Here is an 18,462-nt window from a genome sequence, read left to right as displayed (position 1 = left end):
ATGGCAGAAAAACAAACCTCGGGCCTGACCGTTGTGGCCATCGGTTCGATTCCGCTGATTATGACATTGGGAAATTCAATGTTGATTCCGGTTTTGCCGAAAATGAAATCTGAACTCGATTTGTCGCAATTTCAAGTCAGCCTCGTGATCACCGTGTTTTCCATTACGGCGGCCCTTTTTATTCCGCTTCTCGGATACTTGGCAGACCGTTTTTCTCGGAAAGTGATTATTATTCCGTCCCTGTTTCTTTACGGGGCGGGGGGCATTCTCGCAGGATTTGCCGCAACGGCATTTTCCAATGCATTTCCATGGGTGCTTGTCGGCAGAGGACTGCAGGGACTCGGTGCAGCCGGGACGGCGCCGATCGCGATGGCGCTCACAGGAGACCTTTTTAAAGGATCTGATGAAAGCAGGGTGCTTGGACTTGTCGAAGCCTCAAACGGTTTTGGAAAAGTGCTGTCGCCGATCATAGGCTCTCTGATCGCATTGATCGCTTGGTTCTGGGTTTTTTTTGCTTTTCCGGCTTTTTGCATCGCGCCCATCGTTCTGAGCTGGATATTTATTAAAGAAAAGGATAAAAAGAAAGAGCCTCCGCCTTTCGGAAAATATGTCAAAGGCTTAGTCAGTGTTTTTAAACACGAAGGCAAATGGCTGGTGACGGCATATTTGGCGGGTGCTGTCTGCCTGTTTACATTGTTCGGGATTCTCTTTTATTTATCTGACATTTTGGAAAAAGAATATCATACAGACGGGGTCAAAAAAGGTCTGATTTTAGCAATTCCACTGCTCGTCATGTGTACGACTTCCTACATAACAGGCAGTAAAATCGGACAAAATCAAAAGCTCATGAAAAAAATGATCGTGATCGGACTCGCATTTATTACAGTTTCATATGGCACACTGTCATTTTTTTCCGCGCTTATACCCTTTATCTCGATTCTGGTCATCAGCAGCATCGGCACAGGATTTGTCCTGCCTTGCGTTAACAGTTTTATCACTGGTGCAGTCGGCAAAGAAAGACGCGGGTTTGTGACATCGCTTTACCACTCGGTTCGGTTTTTAGGAGTGGCCATCGGTCCGCCGATTTTCGGAAGGCTGATGGAGTGGTCAAAAATCGGTATGTTCATGACGATTGCCGGACTGACATTCGTCGTCGGCATCCTTGTATTAACAATAATTCACGTCAAAAATGAAGACAAGACGAAAAAAGGGGAGAAGGGGCGGAAAGGACTCCGCCCCGCTGATGCACGGTGAAAGGAAAAAAGACATGCGCATTGAAAGGGTAGATACATTCCCGCTTTTTTATCGGCTTTCTGAACCTTATGGGGATGCCAATGGCTACAAACATTACAGAACATGCTATTTGCTTCGCGTGACAACCGCATCAGGACTGACGGGGTGGGGGGAGTGTGTTGACTTTCTGCCGCTGGTGGATGCGGGCTTTAAGAAACGGATCATTCCTTATTTAATTGGAAAACAGGCGACGGACCGCTTGAAGATAACCGCTGTCATTAAAAAGTGGCATCAGCGGGCAGCTGCCGCCGTCAGCATGGCATTAACAGAAATTACGGCAAAAAAAGCCGGACTATCCATATGTGATATATGGGGAGGAAAGTTGAGAGAGCGCATACCGGTCTATGCGTCGTTTCAATCGTATTCGGACAGGCCAGACTGGATCAGCCATTCGCTTCAGTCCGTTGAGAAAAAAGTACAGGAAGGGTTTGACACCGTCAAGTTGAAGGTGGGAGGAAGATCGTTTTCTGAAGATGCGGCACATCTCGATGCCTTTCAAGAGCTGTCGGAGGAAACGATCCGCTTTATCATCGATGCCAACCAGAGCTATGACTTGGCGGCCGCCCGCAGGTGGGAGCACCGGCTTGCAGCATGGCGCAATCTGCTTTGGTTTGAAGAGCCTATGCCGTTTGATGACCTTGCTGAATATCGCATGCTTCGCTTGAGTTCTGCTTTTCCGATTGCAGGGGGAGAAAACATGAAAGGGGCCAAACAGTTTCTGCCCCTCCTTCTTGAACATGCCGTCGATATCATACAGCCCGACTATGTTCACGGATATGGAACAGACGACTTTCAGAGCGCGCTTAAGCTCGCCCGGCATTTTGGAAGGCGGGTTTCCCCGCACAGCTTTGATGGTGCGCTGTCAAGATTGTATGCCGCTTTCGGGCAAGCCTGTCTGTCCCCTTGGTCAAAAATGGATGGAGAAGATATTGAACCGCTCGAATGGGACGTCATGGAAAATCCGTTCACAAAGATCGTCGATATTCAACTAAAGGACGGATATCTACAGGTGCCTGATAAGATCGAAGTCGATACAGACCTGATCAAAGCGTACCTGTGGGACGGGACAAACTATGGCTGATGCGGAATATTTTTCTTTTCCCCTTTCATATAGTAAACAGAGGACAAGTTCATTTAAAGGGGATTTCATCCATATGGGAAGAAAATTGAAAATTGTATATGCCTGTTGTTTAGGAAGCGTTTTGCAGGGACTCGGTATGGCGCTCTTTTTATTTCCAAACCACATTCCATCCGGAGGGGCGGCCGGGATTGCCGTGCTCCTTAACTTTTGGTTCCAGGTTCCACACGGGTTAACCGTCTGGGCCGTCAACATTTCCCTGCTTCTGACGGCTGTCAGGTGGCTTGAGCCGGTTACGGTCATCGGAACGATGGGAGCCATCACGATGACGTCCGTATCCGTGCAGATTTTCGAAACAATGATGCCTGTCATGACGACAAACAACATTTGGCTTGACTTATTTTACGGTGCCGTCCTTTTGGGTGCAGGCGTCGGATTATTATATAAATACAATATTTCCAACGGGGGATTCGGTGCCTTAGCCTTGATGATTTCAATTTACAGGGGAGGAAAGCCCGGTACGACTTTATTTTTCATGAACGCTTTTATTTTTCTCTTCACGGCTTCCGTTATCGCTTGGGGCATCGTCATCCAGGCGTTGGTCTGCCAATGGATTTCAACCAAGATCATCGATGCTATTTACCAAATTCGCTTGCGCCCGTTGTTGATGCCCCTATATGGCTATCGCAACAAAAAATAGGTCCGCTTGTTTAGCGAACCCTATTCAAACAAATAAAATGTATCTGAGCGAAGACCAAGCCTCAAAGTTTCCAGCGGGATCGCGTCTTGAAACGGAATGTTGGCCATATTGACATCAGGTCCGATTTTTTCAATAAAACACGTTTGCATCTTTTTATTCGGCGCTTCAAATATTAAATCGTCCGGCTTGATCCCCGACCGGAGGATTTCCTCAATCAGCTGTGAGCGCATTTCCCCGTCGCTTTTGCACAGTCCGCTTGTTCCGCCTTCTCTCGTTTCCGTGATGACTTTTTCCGCCCCGGCTTCAAGATCTTCGAGAATGTAGTCAATCCATTCCGAGGACTCTTGCTCGTTGCTGATCGCACTGTCTTTGGAGCCGACCTCGCTGAACACATGAAACTCCTTGGCAAAGTCGGAGATAAAGCTCGCTTTCTCTTTGTTGGACAGGCGGATCGTCCCATTTGAGATTTCCACATACTGACACCCGTATGTTTTGCAATAGCGATAGTAGTCTTCGATTTTATCCTGGCATAAAAACTTCTCGAACAATGTCCCGCCAAAAAAGAATTGGACATCATTTTGCTTGAGGCAATCGATTTTTTCCTCCAAATATTTTGTGATTAATGACGTACCCCAGCCAAATTTCACAAAATCTATATAATCGGCTGCTCCATTTACCGTGTCCTTAAAAAAATTTAAAGGAACTCCGTTGTCAATGAGGATGGTGATCCCTTTTGTTCTCGGTTTAAAATGCCTCTCAGGCAGTTTCAGTTCAGATGAAATCATGATGACCCCTCACAATCTTTAACTGTATCTTTCACACCTTGGAAAAATGCCTTTTTACCATCATGTCGCTGCCGTTCTAAAAGATACATCTGTTCTGCGTTTTCTCCTGCGATCTCCTGAGCCAGGAGTCAACCTGTTCACCTCCTTTAGCGGACAGCATGGTTGAATCAGCAAAAACCCGGATTTCAAAAGCAGCTGCTGACAAGCCTTTACGTATGGGTATTCATCCATATTGTGAAGTCAAATTAAGTATATTCGCCGTCCTTTTATAAGGTTCCACTCAAAGGGGGGATCATTCGTGAATACGGCAAAAAGGGATTGGTGACAGTTTTGCGAACGCGACAAAAATTTCACCGATTTTTCACATTCAAGATTATTTCAATATATTAAATAGACTGCTAGCGATTCTGGATGAAAAATGAAAACAGCCAATATATAAGAATCATCGGGCAAAATTCCATCCTCTTAATATCTCAGAATAATATTTAATTCATTGTCAAACATGTAAATGATATACATAAATTTATTGGATTGTTTCGCTTATGACCGGTATGCTATGATAATCCCGTATTTTGGGAATTCCCTTCAATTTTGCATGCACACATACGTCATGATGGATCCTCTGAATGTTTTTCATCTTAGAATGCGACCGCACCAGACCGGCTTTTTTAAATATTTTTAGAAAGTGGGCGCATAAAAGTTTTTTCCAGATCACATTTGCTCTACAAGTGAATAATCTGCCTATATGTTCTGTCAGTTCATTTTGTCTTGTTGGGAGGGTATAGCTAGTAAAATACGTTGTATTAAAAGTGGGGGAAAATAGATGAACGAGTGTTTAACATATAACACATGGAACGAACATGATGCAAAAAAAGTCATGGATCATTTCAGCTGTGAAATGGATGTTTTGAAATGGGCCTACAGGACTTACAACAAAATCGTTTATGCCTGCAGCTTCGGGGCCGAGGGAATCGTATTAATCGATTTGATTTCGAAGATCAAAAAAGATGCTGACATCGTTTTTCTGGATACGGGGCTGCACTTTCAGGAGACTTACGACCTCATCGAGGACATCCGGAAAACATATCCCGATCTTTCGATACGTTTCCTGAAACCTAAGCTCTCGTTAAAAGAACAGGAAGAGAGGTTCGGAAGCGAGCTTTGGAGGCATCATCCCGATCTTTGCTGCAGCCTCCGCAAAATCGAGCCGCTCAGAGAACACCTTTCAGGCATTGAAGCATGGATTACCGGACTAAGGCGGGAGCAGTCGGAAACGAGAAGGCATGTCCGGTTTATGAATAAGGACGATCAATTTAAACTGGTCAAAATCTGTCCGCTGATTCATTGGACGTGGGATGATGTCTGGAACTACATCAGGCTGCATCAGCTGACATATCACAAGCTGCACGATCAGCAATATCCGAGCATCGGCTGTGAGATGTGCACGCTTCCTGTGACAGACGGCGGCAATTTAAGAGCGGGAAGGTGGGCCCATCGCGAAAAAACGGAATGCGGGCTTCATCAATTCCGGTAGGAGCTGGGTAGAAAGATGACAATTACAGTTTTAGCATTTATCATCGCTTTATTTTTTGCCATGAACATCGGAGCAAGCGGGGCTGCGGCGGCAATGGGCATCGCCTACGGCTCAGGGGCTGTCAAAAAAAGGCGGATTGCTTTATGGATCAGCGGCATCGGCGTGTTTCTCGGGGCCATGATAGGGGGCGGGGAAGTCGTCAAAACAATCGGTTCAGGGATTATCCCTTCGTCCATTCTCAATGTGAATATCGTCGTAATCATCCTCGGAGCATCGGCGATTTCACTTTTTATCGCAAATATGACGGGGATTCCGCTGTCGACAAGCGAAGTCACGGTCGGATCGATCGTCGGTGTCGGTATCGCCTTTCATGCCGTTTTTACAGATCAATTGCTATTGATTGTGATGTATTGGCTGCTCGTTCCGATCGCTGCTTTTTTTCTCGCTTTCATCATTGGACTGGTGATGAAAAGGGGGGAACAAAAGCTGAAACGGCTGAGGCGGAAAAAATGGTCGCGCATTCTTGTCGTGCTCGTGATTTTAACTGGGTTTTTAGAGGCGTTTTCCGCAGGCATGAACAATGTCGCCAATTCAGTCGGCCCACTGGTCGGAGCCGGGCTGTTATCGGTTGAAAGCGGCACGTTTTTAGGCGGCCTGTTTGTGGCAATGGGGGCGATTTGCCTTGGAAGCAGAGTCATTGAAACTAACGGCAAAAAAATTACAGAATTGTCCCTGCTTCAAGGATCGGCCGTTTCAGGGCTTGGGGCTTCATTGGTCATCGGTGCATCACTCCTCGGTATTCCCATTCCGCAAACACAGATCACGACATGCAGCATTATCGGTATCGGATTGTCTGAAAAGGGGAAAGCGATCTTCCGCAAAAGCGTCATTGTGAAACTTATGAAAGTGTGGGTTGTTTCTCCTGTTTTTTCTCTTGTTATATCCTATAGTCTCGTCAAGACCTTTCTTGAATTTGATTTGTACTCAGTTGCTGTTGTCTTGTGTGTATTTCTGGCAACCCTCGGCTCTGTCAGCCTGATGAAACAGGCCGGCAAATCAAAGCGCAAGGGTGATCAAAAAAGGGACCATTTTAAATCGATCGTTGGAGGGAGAAATCATGAAAGGGAACCAGCCGCATGGAGGGATTTTAGTTGACAGGTTTGACGGTGTGCATCTCGCGGATACAGCCCGGCACGAAGTCGAACTGGATGATATGGCGCTGAGCGATTTGGAGCTGATTGCAACCGGCGGATACAGCCCGTTAACCGGTTTTTTAAACGAACGGGATTATCAGTCCGTCGTTGAGGAGATGCGCCTAGCAAACGGGCTCCCTTGGAGCATTCCGATCACGCTTCCTGTCGCAAAAGATACGCTCAGCCGCATCAATATCGGCGATTCTGTCAAACTGGTCAAAGACAAGACGGTCTACGGTGTGTTGACGGTTACCGATCTGTTTTTCGCCGATAAACTGAAGGAAGCCGTCCATGTTTACGGAACGGCCGATCTTCGTCATCCGGGCGTAAAAAAATTGTTTCAGCGGCCGAACGTCTATATGGCCGGTCCGGTCAAGATGATCCGCCGCCCTGAGCGCCAAACATTCGGAAGCTTTTATCTTGATCCGAAAGAGACAAGGGAGCACTTTCAAAAGCGCGGCTGGAAAACGGTTGTCGGTTTTCAGACGCGGAATCCGGTGCACCGCGCACATGAATACATTCAAAAATCGGCTTTGGAAATCGTTGACGGCCTGCTCCTGCATCCGCTCGTCGGCGAGACAAAGTCTGATGACATTCCGGCTGATGTCAGAATGGAAAGCTATCAGGCTCTTTTAAAAAGCTATTATCCGAAGGAGCGCGTCTGTTTAGCCGTATTTCCGGCAGCGATGCGCTATGCGGGGCCCAGAGAGGCGATTTTTCATGCGCTCGTCCGCAAAAACTACGGATGCACACACTTCATTGTAGGCCGCGATCATGCTGGGGTCGGCAGCTTCTACGGCACCTATGACGCACAGCATATTTTCAGCCGATTTACTGAGGATGAAATCGGTATTACGCCGCTGTTTTTCGAGCATTGTTTTTATTGCAAAACATGCGGAAACATGGGCTCTCTCAAAACATGTCCGCACGACAAGGAAGACCATGTCCACTTATCAGGCACAAAGGTAAGGGAAATGTTGAGAAGCGGCCAAAAACCTCCGCAGGAATTTACCCGTCCTGAAGTCAGTGAAATATTAATCAGGGGTATGTCCAAACAAACTGAAAAAGAGGTGAGCCCGAATATATGACGCAAAATATCGTCTGGCATCAGCCGTCTGTCACCAAAGCCGACAGGCAGCGCCTCAATCAGCATAAAAGCGGTGTGCTTTGGTTCACAGGGCTGCCCGGTTCGGGAAAATCGACGCTTGCCAACAAAGTCGACAGAAGGCTCCATCAAAGAAACATCAGGAGCTATGTGCTGGATGGAGATAATGTCCGGCACGGTTTGAACAAAGGTCTGGGGTTCAGCAAGGAAGATCGGACTGAAAATTTAAGAAGAATCGGTGAGGTGGCAAAACTTTTCGTTGACAGCGGCCAAATCGTCCTCACGGCATTCGTCTCTCCGTATCGCAAAGACCGCGACCAAATCAGAAAGCTTTTTCCTGAAAGCGAATTTATCGAAATTTATATCAGCTGTCCGATTTCTATTTGTGAACAGCGTGATCCAAAAGGGCTTTATCGAAAAGCAAGGAAGGGGGAGATCCGGGATTTCACCGGGATCGACGCCCCTTATGAATCTCCCGCAGATCCGGAGCTGATCATCGATACAAATCGCTGCGGAGCGGATGAAGCAGCAGATATGGTCATCGCTTATTTGCAAGAAAAAGAATGGATTTAAGCATTTAAAATGAAAGGCTTGTCTGGTGAACATACAGCAGATCGGCCTTTTTCTTTTATCGCCTTCCTGAAAAAAATTCCGCTGGTTTAAAGTGCATCCCGAATGTTAACAATGAAGAGAGAGCCTCGGGAGGGAACCTTGATGGAGTATTTACACTTGACAATTGAACTGTTGATCGGATTTGCAGCATTATTTCTCATGACGAAAATATTAGGGAAAACCCAATTCGCACAAATCACTCCGTTTGACTTTATTTCCGCTTTAATTTTGGGGGAAATGGTCGGAAACGCAATTTTTGATGAGGACGTTACCATCTGGAAAATCCTTTTTGCCATCATCGTTTGGGGCATTCTCATTTATTCAATCGAAATTTTATCACAAAAAGTTCAAGGCATCAGAGGGTTTCTGGAAGGAAGGCCAAGCCTTGTCATTAATAAAGGGAAAATCGACTACAACACACTGAAAAAAAACAAGCTTGATTTAAACCAGCTGCAAACGTTAGCGCGTGAAAAAGGCTGTTTTTCCTTAAACGAAGTCGATTATGCGATATTGGAAACAGACGGCACGCTCAGCGTTCTTCCCAAACACCAATACGGAACGCCGACAAACCAGGATTTAAACATTCCCAATAAACAGGTTCAGCTTCCTTTCCCATTAATCCTTGACGGACAGCTGGAAAAGGATAACCTCCATGAAGCCGGATTCGATGAACTTTGGCTGCAAAATCAATTATTAAGCCAAAACATCAAACAATACACTGAGGTTCTGTACGCGGAATGGCGGGGTGATGAAGGACAGCTTTATATCACCAAATATTGACGATGAAAACGAGGGCTCGACAAGATTCGGGTCCTCGCCTTTTTTGACCGCTATTGATGATTTGGAATTCGTACTTTTATACCAGGCGGAAAGAAGGGCAATTCTTCCCTTCAAACGGATCACAACGACAAAAGATACACAGCAAAATCAAATCCCCTTTTGTCAGCTCATTGACTTTCCCTTTATTATGTAAATTTTCTGCAAAAATCTCCATTTTTCACAGGCTCGACACCGTCCAGTCAAAACACGCAAACTTGACATAAATATCTAAAGTGTTAATATACTAACCGTGTTCAAAAAAATACGAACAGAAATGCGAACAAAGGGAGATGTTAAAGATCTTTAATCAAAAAAACGTAGCTTTTATCGGGGCAGGTTCCATGGCAGAAGGGATGATTTCAGGCATCGTCCAGTCTAAAAAACTGCCCGCCAGTCAAATCTATGTAACAAACCGCGCGAACCACAAGCGTTTAGAAGAACTCCAACAAAAATACGGGATACAAGGTGTCAGAAAGGAAGACCTCGACTATCAGAAAATCGATTGCTTCATCCTCGCGATGAAACCAAAAGACGCTGAAGCTGCTCTTGTATCCTTAAAACCGCATATCAAACCTCATCAACTCATACTGTCAGTTCTTGCTGGCATATCAATCTCTTTTATCGAAAACGCGCTGCACGACAAACAGCCCGTCATCAGAATCATGCCTAACACTTCGAGTGCGATCGGAGCTTCAGCGACCGCGATGTCTGAAGGAAAGAGCGTCGAATCCGATCACTTCAAAACCGCAAAACAACTGCTGCGGTGCATGGGAGAAGTCTACACGATCGAAGAAAGCAAAATGGACATTTTCACAGGTATTGCCGGAAGCGGACCTGCATACTTTTACTTTTTAATGGAGCACATTGAAAAAGCGGGAGCCGAAGCCGGACTAAGCCAAAAATTAACGAGGGAAATCGGTGCACAGACACTCATGGGCGCCGCCAGAATGCTATTGGAAAGCCCTGAAGACACAGCTGTTCTCAAAGACAACATCACCTCTCCTAACGGAACGACTGCCGCCGGCTTAAAAGCTTTGGAAGAAAACGGCGGAGGGGAAGCGATCGAGCAGGCGGTCAAACATGCCGCAAAACGGTCAAAAACCATCAGTCAGGAACTCAAACAATTAGTCGCAGCAAGATAAAACGTCTAAACATAAGGAAAAATACCACAGGAGTGATAAAATGACCTCTAATCAAAAGAGGGTAGTTGTCAAAGTAGGAAGCAGCTCGCTAACAAGTCTTCACGGAGAAATCAGCAGCAAAAAGCTCGAAAAGCTGGTTGAGCAGATCGTCCGCCTCAAAGATGAAGGGCATGAGGTTCTCCTCGTCTCATCAGGCGCTGTTGCGGCGGGATACCGAAAGCTCGGCTTCATCAGCCGGCCGGATACGTTGCCGGAAAAACAGGCATCTGCTTCAGTCGGTCAAGGATTATTGATCGAGTCGTATTCCAAGCTTTTTTTATCACACGGCTACATTGGCTCACAAATTTTGATCACAAGAAGCGATTTTTCAGATGAAAAACGGTACAACAATGTCAGAAACACGATGAACGTCCTGCTGGAACGGGGAATCATCCCGATCATCAATGAAAACGACACCGTCACTGTCAACCGGCTCAAATTCGGTGACAATGATACACTGTCGGCAAAAGTGGCGGGGCTCGTTGACGCCGATCTTTTGACCATTCTCTCTGATATTGACGGCCTGTACGACGCCAACCCGAAACATGATCCGGACGCCAGACTCGTGACAGAAGTGAATGAAATCACACCGGAAATTGAAGCCTCAGCAGGGGATGCCGGAAGCGATGTCGGCACAGGCGGTATGAAGTCTAAGCTTGACGCCTTTAAAATTACAATGGCTTCAGGCATCAAAGGGTTTTTAGGCCGGGCCGACAACCCCGATATTTTGCAGGAAGCCATCAATGGGACTGCGAGGGGAACGTATTTTGAACCGAACGAAGATTCACAGACCCTCAATCATAAAAAACAATGGATAGCTTTCAACTCTGGACCGGAAGGGGACATCATCGTCAGCAATGAAAGCAAAGAGTTTATTATCGACCGTAAAAAAAGCCTGTATCCTTCTAGTATTTACGAAATCAACGGACGCTTCAGCAACGGATCCGTCGTTCGAATCCTTGACCAGGAAGGTGAAGAAATCGGCCTCGGTGTCGTCAACTTTTCTTCATCACAGCTTCGTAAATGGAAGAAGGATGCGAATCAGGAAACACCGGCTTCCTCACAGGCTGTCGTTGACAGAGAAGCGTTTGTCTGTCATTTAGAGCTATCCGTCCCGCTTTAAAAAATGAATCAGAAGGAGGAATTGATATGACAGCGACCAGAGAGAGCATCCCGGCACGTATTGAGGAAAAAGCGATAAAAGCAAAAAAGGCGGCAAAACAATTAAGGCTGACAACGGAAAAAGAAAAGAACGAAGCGCTCTTCACATTGGCGGAGCATTTAGTGACAAACATGCAATATATTCTCGATGAAAATGAAAAGGATATAGAGGCCGGACGCAGCAAAGGCTATGAGGCGGCATACATTGACCGCCTCTCCCTTAATGAAGACAGGGTGCTCGATTTCGCGAAAGGTCTTAAAGATGTCGCCCGCCTGGAAGATCCGGTCGGTGAAACGCTATCAAGCTGGACGCTCGACAACGGGTTAAAAGCAGAGAAAGTCCGCGTTCCGCTCGGCGTCATCGGCATGATTTATGAAGCGAGGCCGAATGTGACAGTCGATGCAGCCGGACTTGCTCTTAAATCCGGAAATGCCGTTGTTTTAAAAGGCGGATCATCGGCGATACACTCCAATAAAGCGATCGTCTCTTGCATGCACGACGCATTGGCGGACACAGCCATTCCGCAGGATGCCGTTCAATTTATCGAGAGCACAGACCGCAGCGCCACAAAAGAGCTGTTTAAGATGAAAGAACATATCGATGTATTAATTCCTCGGGGAGGGGGCGCTCTTATTCAAGAGGTCGTAGAAAATGCGACCGTCCCTGTATTGGAAACCGGTGTCGGCAACTGCCATCTGTATATCGACAAGGACGCCGATACGAAAAAAGCGCTCCGCATTATGATCAATGCAAAAACGGATCGCCCTGCTGTCTGCAACGCGCTTGAGACATTGCTTGTCCACGAACAATGGCTTCAAGAAAACAGCGAGGCGCTCAAGACCGCGTTAGATGCCCATGACATTCAAGTCCATGGAGACGAAAAGGCGCTCCGGCACATTCCCGGTGCGAAACCAGCGGATGAATCCGACTGGCGGAATGAATATTTAAGTCTTGACATCGCTGTTAAAGTCGTTAGCAGTGTTGAAGAAGCCTGCGACCATATCGAAACATACGGAACGAAGCACTCGGAAGCAATTGTTACGGAGAATCCGGAAACGGCCGAAGCCTTTCTCAACACTGTTGACGCAGCGGCCCTTTACCATAACGCCTCCACCAGATTTACAGACGGAGGGGCGCTCGGCTTCGGAGCGGAAATCGGCATTTCTACGCAAAAGCTTCATGCGCGCGGACCGATGGGACTGAAAGAACTGACCACTTGCAAATTTATCATGAAAGGCGACGGCCACATCAGAATATAAAACGACTGAAAAATCCTAAAACGGTTTAAAGTTTTAGGATTTTTTCAACCTAACCCTTGCAGTCTAGGAAAGCCGAGCATCGGAGCGACTTTTCACAGAATGTGATGATGTCGGTGTTTGGACAGCACGTCCATGGACTTAACCGATGGATTCGTGAGCACTGATTTAGCAGGCCTGACAATGAATGCGAGGGTTTGTCGTCACGCTGAAACCTGCCGGAATCGGCAGGTTTTTTTCATACTTCAAACGCCATCCATCCTCATAGCATGAAGGGCGGATTTTTTTAATATAATGTTAGAAAGTTTTTCTGCTTCAACATTGACGATCCATATCACCACAAAAAAGGGGGTCATCCAGTGGATTTTGAACTGACAAGAGAACAGCAGATGATACGCGAACTTGCCAGGGACTTTGCAAAGCACGAGATTGCTCCGTACGCAGAACATGTTGACAAAACGGGCGAATTTCCAATTGACACATTCAAAAAAATGGGGAAGCTTGGGCTTTTAGGCATTCCCTTTCCTGAAAACTACGGCGGCTCGGGCGGTGATACGATTTCTTATGCGCTTGCTGTTGAAGAAGTCGGCAGAGCCTGCGGCAGCACGGGACTGAGCTACGCCGCTGCCGTATCGCTCGGCGCCTCCCCGATTTATTATTTCGGCACAGAAGAACAAAAAAAGGAACATCTTGTTCCCCTCGCGACAGGGGAAGCGCTTGGCGCATTCGGATTAACTGAACCCAATGCGGGTTCTGACGCAGGAGGAACTCAAACAAAGGCCCTGACGGACGGGGATTTTTATGTCATCAACGGGGAAAAATGCTGGATTACAAATGCCGGCTACGCCCGCACCATCATTGTCACCGCTGTCACCGGAAAAGACAGCAGCGGAAAAAATATTATATCGGCGATCATTGTTCCGACCGATGCAGAAGGGCTCACCATTAAAAGCGAGTATGACAAAATGGGTGTCCGCGGCTCCAATACATCACAGGTGATATTGGACAACGTCCGCGTACCGAAAACAAACCTTTTGGGCAGCCCTGAAAAAGGGTTCAAACAATTTCTCAACACATTAGACGGCGGCCGGATTTCGATTGCTGCGCTAGCCGTTGGAATTGCTCAAGGCGCCTTTGACGCTTCATTGGCCTATGCCAACGAGCGGAGGCAATTTGGCCGGCCGCTTTCATCTTTTCAAGTGACTCAATTCAAACTGGCTGATATGGCGCTGGAAATTGAACTGGCCCGCAATATGGTCTTGAAAGCTGCCTGGCTGAAAGATCAAGCCCAGCCGTTTACAAAGGAAGCCGCATTCGCCAAGCTGTTTGCTTCGGAAATGGCCGTCAGATCATGCAACCAGGCGATTCAAATTCACGGAGGATACGGGTATATGAGAGAGTATGGAGTTGAACGGATGCTCCGCGATGCGAAGCTGATGGAAATCGGTGAAGGTACGTCAGAGATTCAGCGGCTCGTCATCGCCAGACAGCTTGGCATGGGAAAACAGGCGCTAAAATGAAAACGCTTACCAAGAAAGGGGAGACCAACGATTGGCAGAGCCAGTCCATGTGACGATTGGAAAACTGTTGGAGCAAACGGCAAAAAGCGCGCCTGATCACGAAGCCGTCATCTATTGCGACCGCGGCCTCCGTTATTCGTATCGGCAATTTGATCAGCTATGCAGAAAAGCGGCAAAAGGATTGATGAAACTCGGTATTCAAAAGGGGGAACACGTAGCCATCTGGGCTTCCAATACACCGGAATGGCTTACAGCGCAGTTTGCAGCCGCAAAAACCGGCGCCGTGCTCGTCACAATCAATACAAACTACCAGTCTTCAGAGCTCGAATTTGCTTTGGCGCAATCGGATTCATCGACTCTCATTTTAATGGAGTCTTACAAGGGCACTTCCTATATTGATATCTTATATGACTTGCTCCCTGAATTAAAAGATGCCGAACCCGGCAGTTTGACTTCTGACAGACTGCCTTTCTTAAAAAATATCATTGTACTTGGAACAAGCCGGCACCCCGGCATGTTCACCTGGGAGGATCTTTTGGCTCAGGCCGGCTCTGTGAGTGAAAAAGAACTTGATGAAAGAATGGAGAGCCTGGATGAACATGATGTGATCAATATGCAGTATACATCAGGCACAACAGGATTCCCAAAAGGCGTCATGCTCACGCACTACAACCTCATCAACAATGCAGCCAATATTGCCGAATGTATGAATTTAACGGCCGAAGACCGCATGTGTATTCCCGTACCATTTTTTCACTGCTTTGGATGTGTACTAGGAAACCTGGCGTGCGTCACCGCCGGCGCGACAATGGTTCCGATCCAGGAATTCAGCCCGGCCAAGGTCCTTCAGGCTGTTGAACAAGAAAAATGCACCGCACTTCACGGAGTGCCCACCATGTTCATCGCTGAATTGAATGATGAACATTTCCAATCCTACAACCTGTCTTCTTTAAGAACGGGCATCATGGCTGGATCAAACTGTCCGATTGAGGTGATGAAAGCGGTTATTGAAAAAATGGGAATCACAGAAATTACGATCGCCTACGGACAGACCGAGGCTTCACCGGTGATCACCCAGACAAGGGTCAATGATTCCTTGAGAAGAAGGGTTGAAACCGTCGGACGCGCCCTTCCGAATATTGAAGTGAAAATCACCGAGCCCGGTACAAACCGGGAAGTGGAAAGAGGCAGACAAGGCGAGCTTTGCACACGCGGCTATCATGTCATGAAAGGCTATTATCAAAATCCGGAGGCAACAAAGGCGGTCATTGATGTAGACGGTTTTCTGCATACAGGCGATTTGGCCGTCATGGACGAAGACGGCTACTGCCGGATTACCGGGAGACTCAAGGACATGGTGATCAGAGGCGGAGAAAACATTTATCCGCGGGAAATTGAAGAATTTTTGTATCAGCACCCCGGCATTTTGGATGTACAGGTCGTCGGCGTCCCCAGTGAGACCTACGGCGAAGAGGTATCGGCCTGGGTCAAGCTGAAAAGCGGAGAATCTTTAACAGCAGATGAGCTCAAGGCGTATTGCCAAGGGAAAATTGCGCGCTATAAAATTCCGCGTTATATCGCTTTTGTAGATGACTTTCCAATGACGGCGTCAGGAAAGGTGCAAAAATTCAAATTAAGGGAAATGGCATCCGAATATTTCAAATTGTAATTGGTATTTTCTGCGTGCGACTAACATGGAAGGGGGAGCTTACTTGTATAAAAAACTGCTGATTGCCAACCGCGGGGAAATCGCCCTTCGGATTATTCGAACATGCAAACGGCTCGGCATTCAAACCATTGCTGTGTATTCTGAAGCCGATGCGGAGTCCCTGCATGTCAAGGCGGCTGATGAAGCATGGCCGATCGGAAAGCCGCGGGTCAATGAAAGCTATTTAAATATCGAAAAAATCATTGATACCGCCAAACAAGCGGAAGCCGACGCGATCCATCCCGGTTACGGCCTGCTTTCGGAGAACAGCCGCTTTGCTGAAAGATGCAAGGAGGAAAACATCGCTTTTATCGGCCCATCACCCGACGTGATCGCCAAAATGGGGAGCAAAATCGCAGCGAGAAAAGCAATGGAAAACGCATCAATCCCCGTTGTTCCCGGTGTATCCAAACGCCTGTCAGGACTAGAGGAAGCGCTCTCTGTCGCGTCATCCATCGGTTATCCTGTGATGCTCAAGGCTTCTCTCGGTGGAGGAGGCATTGGCATGCAGCGCATCGCAGACGAATATGAATTAAAAAAGGCATATGAAGGCAACCAAAAACGCGCTGCCGATTTTTTTGGAGACGGAGCCATGTATATGGAAAAATGCATTGAACGGGCCCGACATATCGAAATCCAGCTTTTAGCAGACGAGCATGGGAACGCCGTCTACCTCTGGGAGCGCGACTGCTCAATTCAAAGGCGGCAGCAAAAAATCATCGAAGAAGCCCCGGCCCCGCTCTTGAATGAAACAATGAGAAAAAAACTCGGCGATGCCGCCGTCAAAGCCGCCCTGTCAATCGGCTACACCAATGCGGGGACAATCGAGTTTTTAGTCGATCAAGAGAACCGTTTCTATTTTCTCGAGATGAACACCCGCCTGCAAGTCGAACATCCTGTCACAGAAGAAATTACCGGGCTGGACATTGTACAAGAACAGCTAGCTGTAGCTTCAGGCAAGTCACTCGCTTTTTCCCAAAAAGATATCAAGCGGGACGGTCATGCGATTGAAGTCAGGATATGCGCTGAAGACCCGAAAACCTTTTTCCCGTCACCGGGACGGATCACTGATCTCAAGCTGCCGCAGCATCCAAGCATTCGGCATGAATGCGCCGTATCAGCCAATATGAACATCACCCCGTTTTACGATCCGATGATTGCCAAAATGATTGTCAAAGGGAAGGACAGAAGCGAAGCGATCACCCTCTTAACCGAAGCGCTCGCACAATATCATGTTGAGGGAATCAAAACGAACATTCCGCTTCTTCAAGACATCGTACGCTCAGAAGCATTTCAAAAGGGGGGAGTCCCAACCGATTTTATCAGCCAGATGAAATAAAAAAACAAGGAGGCTTGCCATGAGTACTGTTGTCACCAATATGGCGGGAAACGTATGGAAAATTCTCGTGAAAACAGGAGACAGAGTCGAAAAAGGCCAAGAAGTCGCAATTTTGGAATCGATGAAAATGGAAATTCCGATTTTATCGGAAACGGACGGGGTCGTCAAAGCGGTCAAAAAAAGCGAGGGTGATTTTGCAGATGAAGGTGAAGTATTGTTAGAGCTTCAATAGCGTCTGGAGGAAAACAAATGAACGTTCCAAAAACAATCAGCATCAAGGAAGTCGGACCGCGCGACGGTCTGCAAAATGAGAAAACCGTACTCACGACAGGCGAAAAAATCGCCTGGATCAACATGCTCTCTGAGACAGGACTTTCCTATATTGAAATCACATCATTCGTTCACCCTAAATGGATTCCGGCGCTTTCGGACGCCCTTGACGTCGCCAAGGGCATCAGCCGGAAGCCGGGCGTCACCTATGCCGCGCTCGTCCCCAACCAAAAAGGGCTGGAGCGGGCGCTTGCAGGAAAAATTGATGAAGCTGCCGTATTTATGTCGGCAAGTGAAACACACAACATGAAAAACATCAACAAATCGATCAGTGAAACGCTTCCCATTTTAAAAGATGTCACAAGAGAAGCCATTAAAGCCAAACTCACCACAAGAGCCTATCTATCCACTGTATTTGGCTGCCCTTATGAAAACAGCGTGCCTTTAGAGCAGATCATCCGCATCACTGAGGCGCTGTTTGAAATGGAGATCGATGAGCTTTCCCTCGGGGATACGATCGGCGCCGCCAATCCCGTTCAGGTGCAGATTGTGCTCGAAGCCCTGCTGAAACGTTTTCCGAAAGAAAACATCGCACTCCATTTTCATGATACGAGAGGGATGGCCCTCGCCAACATGATCGCGGCCATGGACATGGGGATCACCACCTTTGACGGAGCCTGCGGCGGGTTGGGCGGCTGCCCGTACGCACCGGGGGCATCGGGCAATGCCGCAACAGATGATCTGATTTATATGTGCGCGCAAATGGGAATCGAAACCGGGGTCGATCTCGGGAAGCTTCTTTTGGCTGCCAAATGGATCGAAGACAAAGCAGGCAGGCAGCTGCCAAGCCGAAATTTACAGACAGCCAAATCATTGGACTGCTTTTCATAAAAAAGGAGGGAGACCG

At 47.4% G+C, this 18,462-nt stretch carries 16 protein-coding genes and 1 pseudogene; 16 read left to right on the top strand and 1 reads right to left on the bottom strand.

Translation table 11 applies throughout. The features are described 5' to 3' along the window. The 3 genes from M654_RS13240 (at position 1) to M654_RS13230 (ending at position 3,071) form a co-directional block, all read left to right on the top strand. Positions 1–1,254 (top strand): MFS transporter, encoded by a 1,254-nt coding sequence (locus tag M654_RS13240; protein ID WP_026587364.1) that lies wholly within the window; start codon positions 1–3, stop codon positions 1,252–1,254. A 13-nt stretch (positions 1,255–1,267) separates the two neighbouring features. Beyond that, positions 1,268–2,374 (top strand): mandelate racemase/muconate lactonizing enzyme family protein, encoded by a 1,107-nt coding sequence (locus tag M654_RS13235; protein WP_026587363.1) that lies wholly within the window; start codon positions 1,268–1,270, stop codon positions 2,372–2,374. 73 nt (positions 2,375–2,447) lie between these two features. Continuing rightward, positions 2,448–3,071 (top strand): YitT family protein, encoded by a 624-nt coding sequence (locus tag M654_RS13230; protein WP_026587362.1) that lies wholly within the window; start codon positions 2,448–2,450, stop codon positions 3,069–3,071. Positions 3,072–3,091: 20 nt separating this feature from the next. Here M654_RS13230 and M654_RS13225 read toward each other — a convergent pair whose 3' ends face one another. Further along, a complete protein-coding gene (locus M654_RS13225) occupies positions 3,092–3,856 on the bottom strand; it encodes a phosphosulfolactate synthase (RefSeq protein WP_026587361.1) in 765 nt (254 codons plus the stop codon). An 823-nt stretch (positions 3,857–4,679) separates the two neighbouring features. On the opposite strand from M654_RS13225, the gene M654_RS13220 reads away from it, so the two are divergent. The 13 genes and pseudogenes from M654_RS13220 (at position 4,680) to M654_RS13160 (ending at position 18,446) form a co-directional block, all read left to right on the top strand. Then, positions 4,680–5,390 (top strand): phosphoadenylyl-sulfate reductase, encoded by a 711-nt coding sequence (locus M654_RS13220; RefSeq protein WP_026587360.1) that lies wholly within the window; start codon positions 4,680–4,682, stop codon positions 5,388–5,390. A gap of 15 nt (positions 5,391–5,405) precedes the next feature. Continuing rightward, positions 5,406–6,545: a sulfate permease gene (locus tag M654_RS13215; protein ID WP_026587359.1), complete on the top strand. Its 1,140-nt coding sequence runs from the start codon at positions 5,406–5,408 to the stop codon at positions 6,543–6,545. After that, positions 6,508–7,671, top strand: coding sequence for a sulfate adenylyltransferase (sat, locus tag M654_RS13210; protein WP_026587358.1), 1,164 nt, complete (start codon positions 6,508–6,510; stop codon positions 7,669–7,671). Before M654_RS13215 ends, sat begins: the two co-directional genes overlap by 38 nt. Next, entirely contained in the window at positions 7,668–8,261 is a 594-nt protein-coding gene (cysC, locus tag M654_RS13205) for an adenylyl-sulfate kinase (RefSeq protein ID WP_026587357.1), read from the top strand. Before sat ends, cysC begins: the two co-directional genes overlap by 4 nt. A gap of 141 nt (positions 8,262–8,402) precedes the next feature. Further along, a complete protein-coding gene (locus tag M654_RS13200; RefSeq protein ID WP_026587356.1) occupies positions 8,403–9,080 on the top strand; it encodes a DUF421 domain-containing protein in 678 nt (225 codons plus the stop codon). A gap of 329 nt (positions 9,081–9,409) precedes the next feature. After that, on the top strand, positions 9,410–10,261 hold the full coding sequence (gene proC, locus M654_RS13195) for a pyrroline-5-carboxylate reductase (protein ID WP_026587354.1): 852 nt from the start codon (positions 9,410–9,412) through the stop codon (positions 10,259–10,261). Between the two features lie 40 nt (positions 10,262–10,301). After that, positions 10,302–11,423: a glutamate 5-kinase gene (gene proB / locus M654_RS13190; RefSeq protein ID WP_026587353.1), complete on the top strand. Its 1,122-nt coding sequence runs from the start codon at positions 10,302–10,304 to the stop codon at positions 11,421–11,423. Positions 11,424–11,449: 26 nt separating this feature from the next. Then, positions 11,450–12,721, top strand: a complete 1,272-nt coding sequence (locus M654_RS13185; RefSeq protein ID WP_026587352.1) for a glutamate-5-semialdehyde dehydrogenase — start codon at positions 11,450–11,452, stop codon at positions 12,719–12,721. A 356-nt stretch (positions 12,722–13,077) separates the two neighbouring features. Next, positions 13,078–14,238 (top strand): acyl-CoA dehydrogenase family protein, encoded by a 1,161-nt coding sequence (locus M654_RS13180; protein WP_026587351.1) that lies wholly within the window; start codon positions 13,078–13,080, stop codon positions 14,236–14,238. Between the two features lie 31 nt (positions 14,239–14,269). After that, the gene (locus tag M654_RS13175; protein WP_026587350.1) at positions 14,270–15,907 is read left to right on the top strand and encodes an AMP-binding protein; all 1,638 of its coding nucleotides are present in this window, start codon (positions 14,270–14,272) and stop codon (positions 15,905–15,907) included. 43 nt (positions 15,908–15,950) lie between these two features. Then, the gene (locus M654_RS13170; RefSeq protein ID WP_026587349.1) at positions 15,951–17,285 is read left to right on the top strand and encodes an acetyl-CoA carboxylase biotin carboxylase subunit; all 1,335 of its coding nucleotides are present in this window, start codon (positions 15,951–15,953) and stop codon (positions 17,283–17,285) included. A gap of 13 nt (positions 17,286–17,298) precedes the next feature. Then, positions 17,299–17,517, top strand: a pseudogene (locus tag M654_RS13165) (acetyl-CoA carboxylase biotin carboxyl carrier protein subunit); the annotation flags it as partial. Between the two features lie 17 nt (positions 17,518–17,534). Continuing rightward, complete coding sequence (locus M654_RS13160) at positions 17,535–18,446, top strand: hydroxymethylglutaryl-CoA lyase (RefSeq protein WP_026587347.1); 912 nt, start codon at positions 17,535–17,537, stop codon at positions 18,444–18,446. Positions 18,447–18,462 lie beyond the last annotated feature (16 nt).

The organism is Bacillus sp. NSP9.1 (genome assembly GCF_000465465.2).
GTDB classification, from domain to species: Bacteria; Bacillota; Bacilli; order Bacillales; family Bacillaceae; genus Bacillus; species Bacillus sonorensis_A.
The sequence above is the reverse complement of the archived record's forward strand: the minus strand, read 5'-3'. Positions and strand labels throughout refer to the sequence as shown.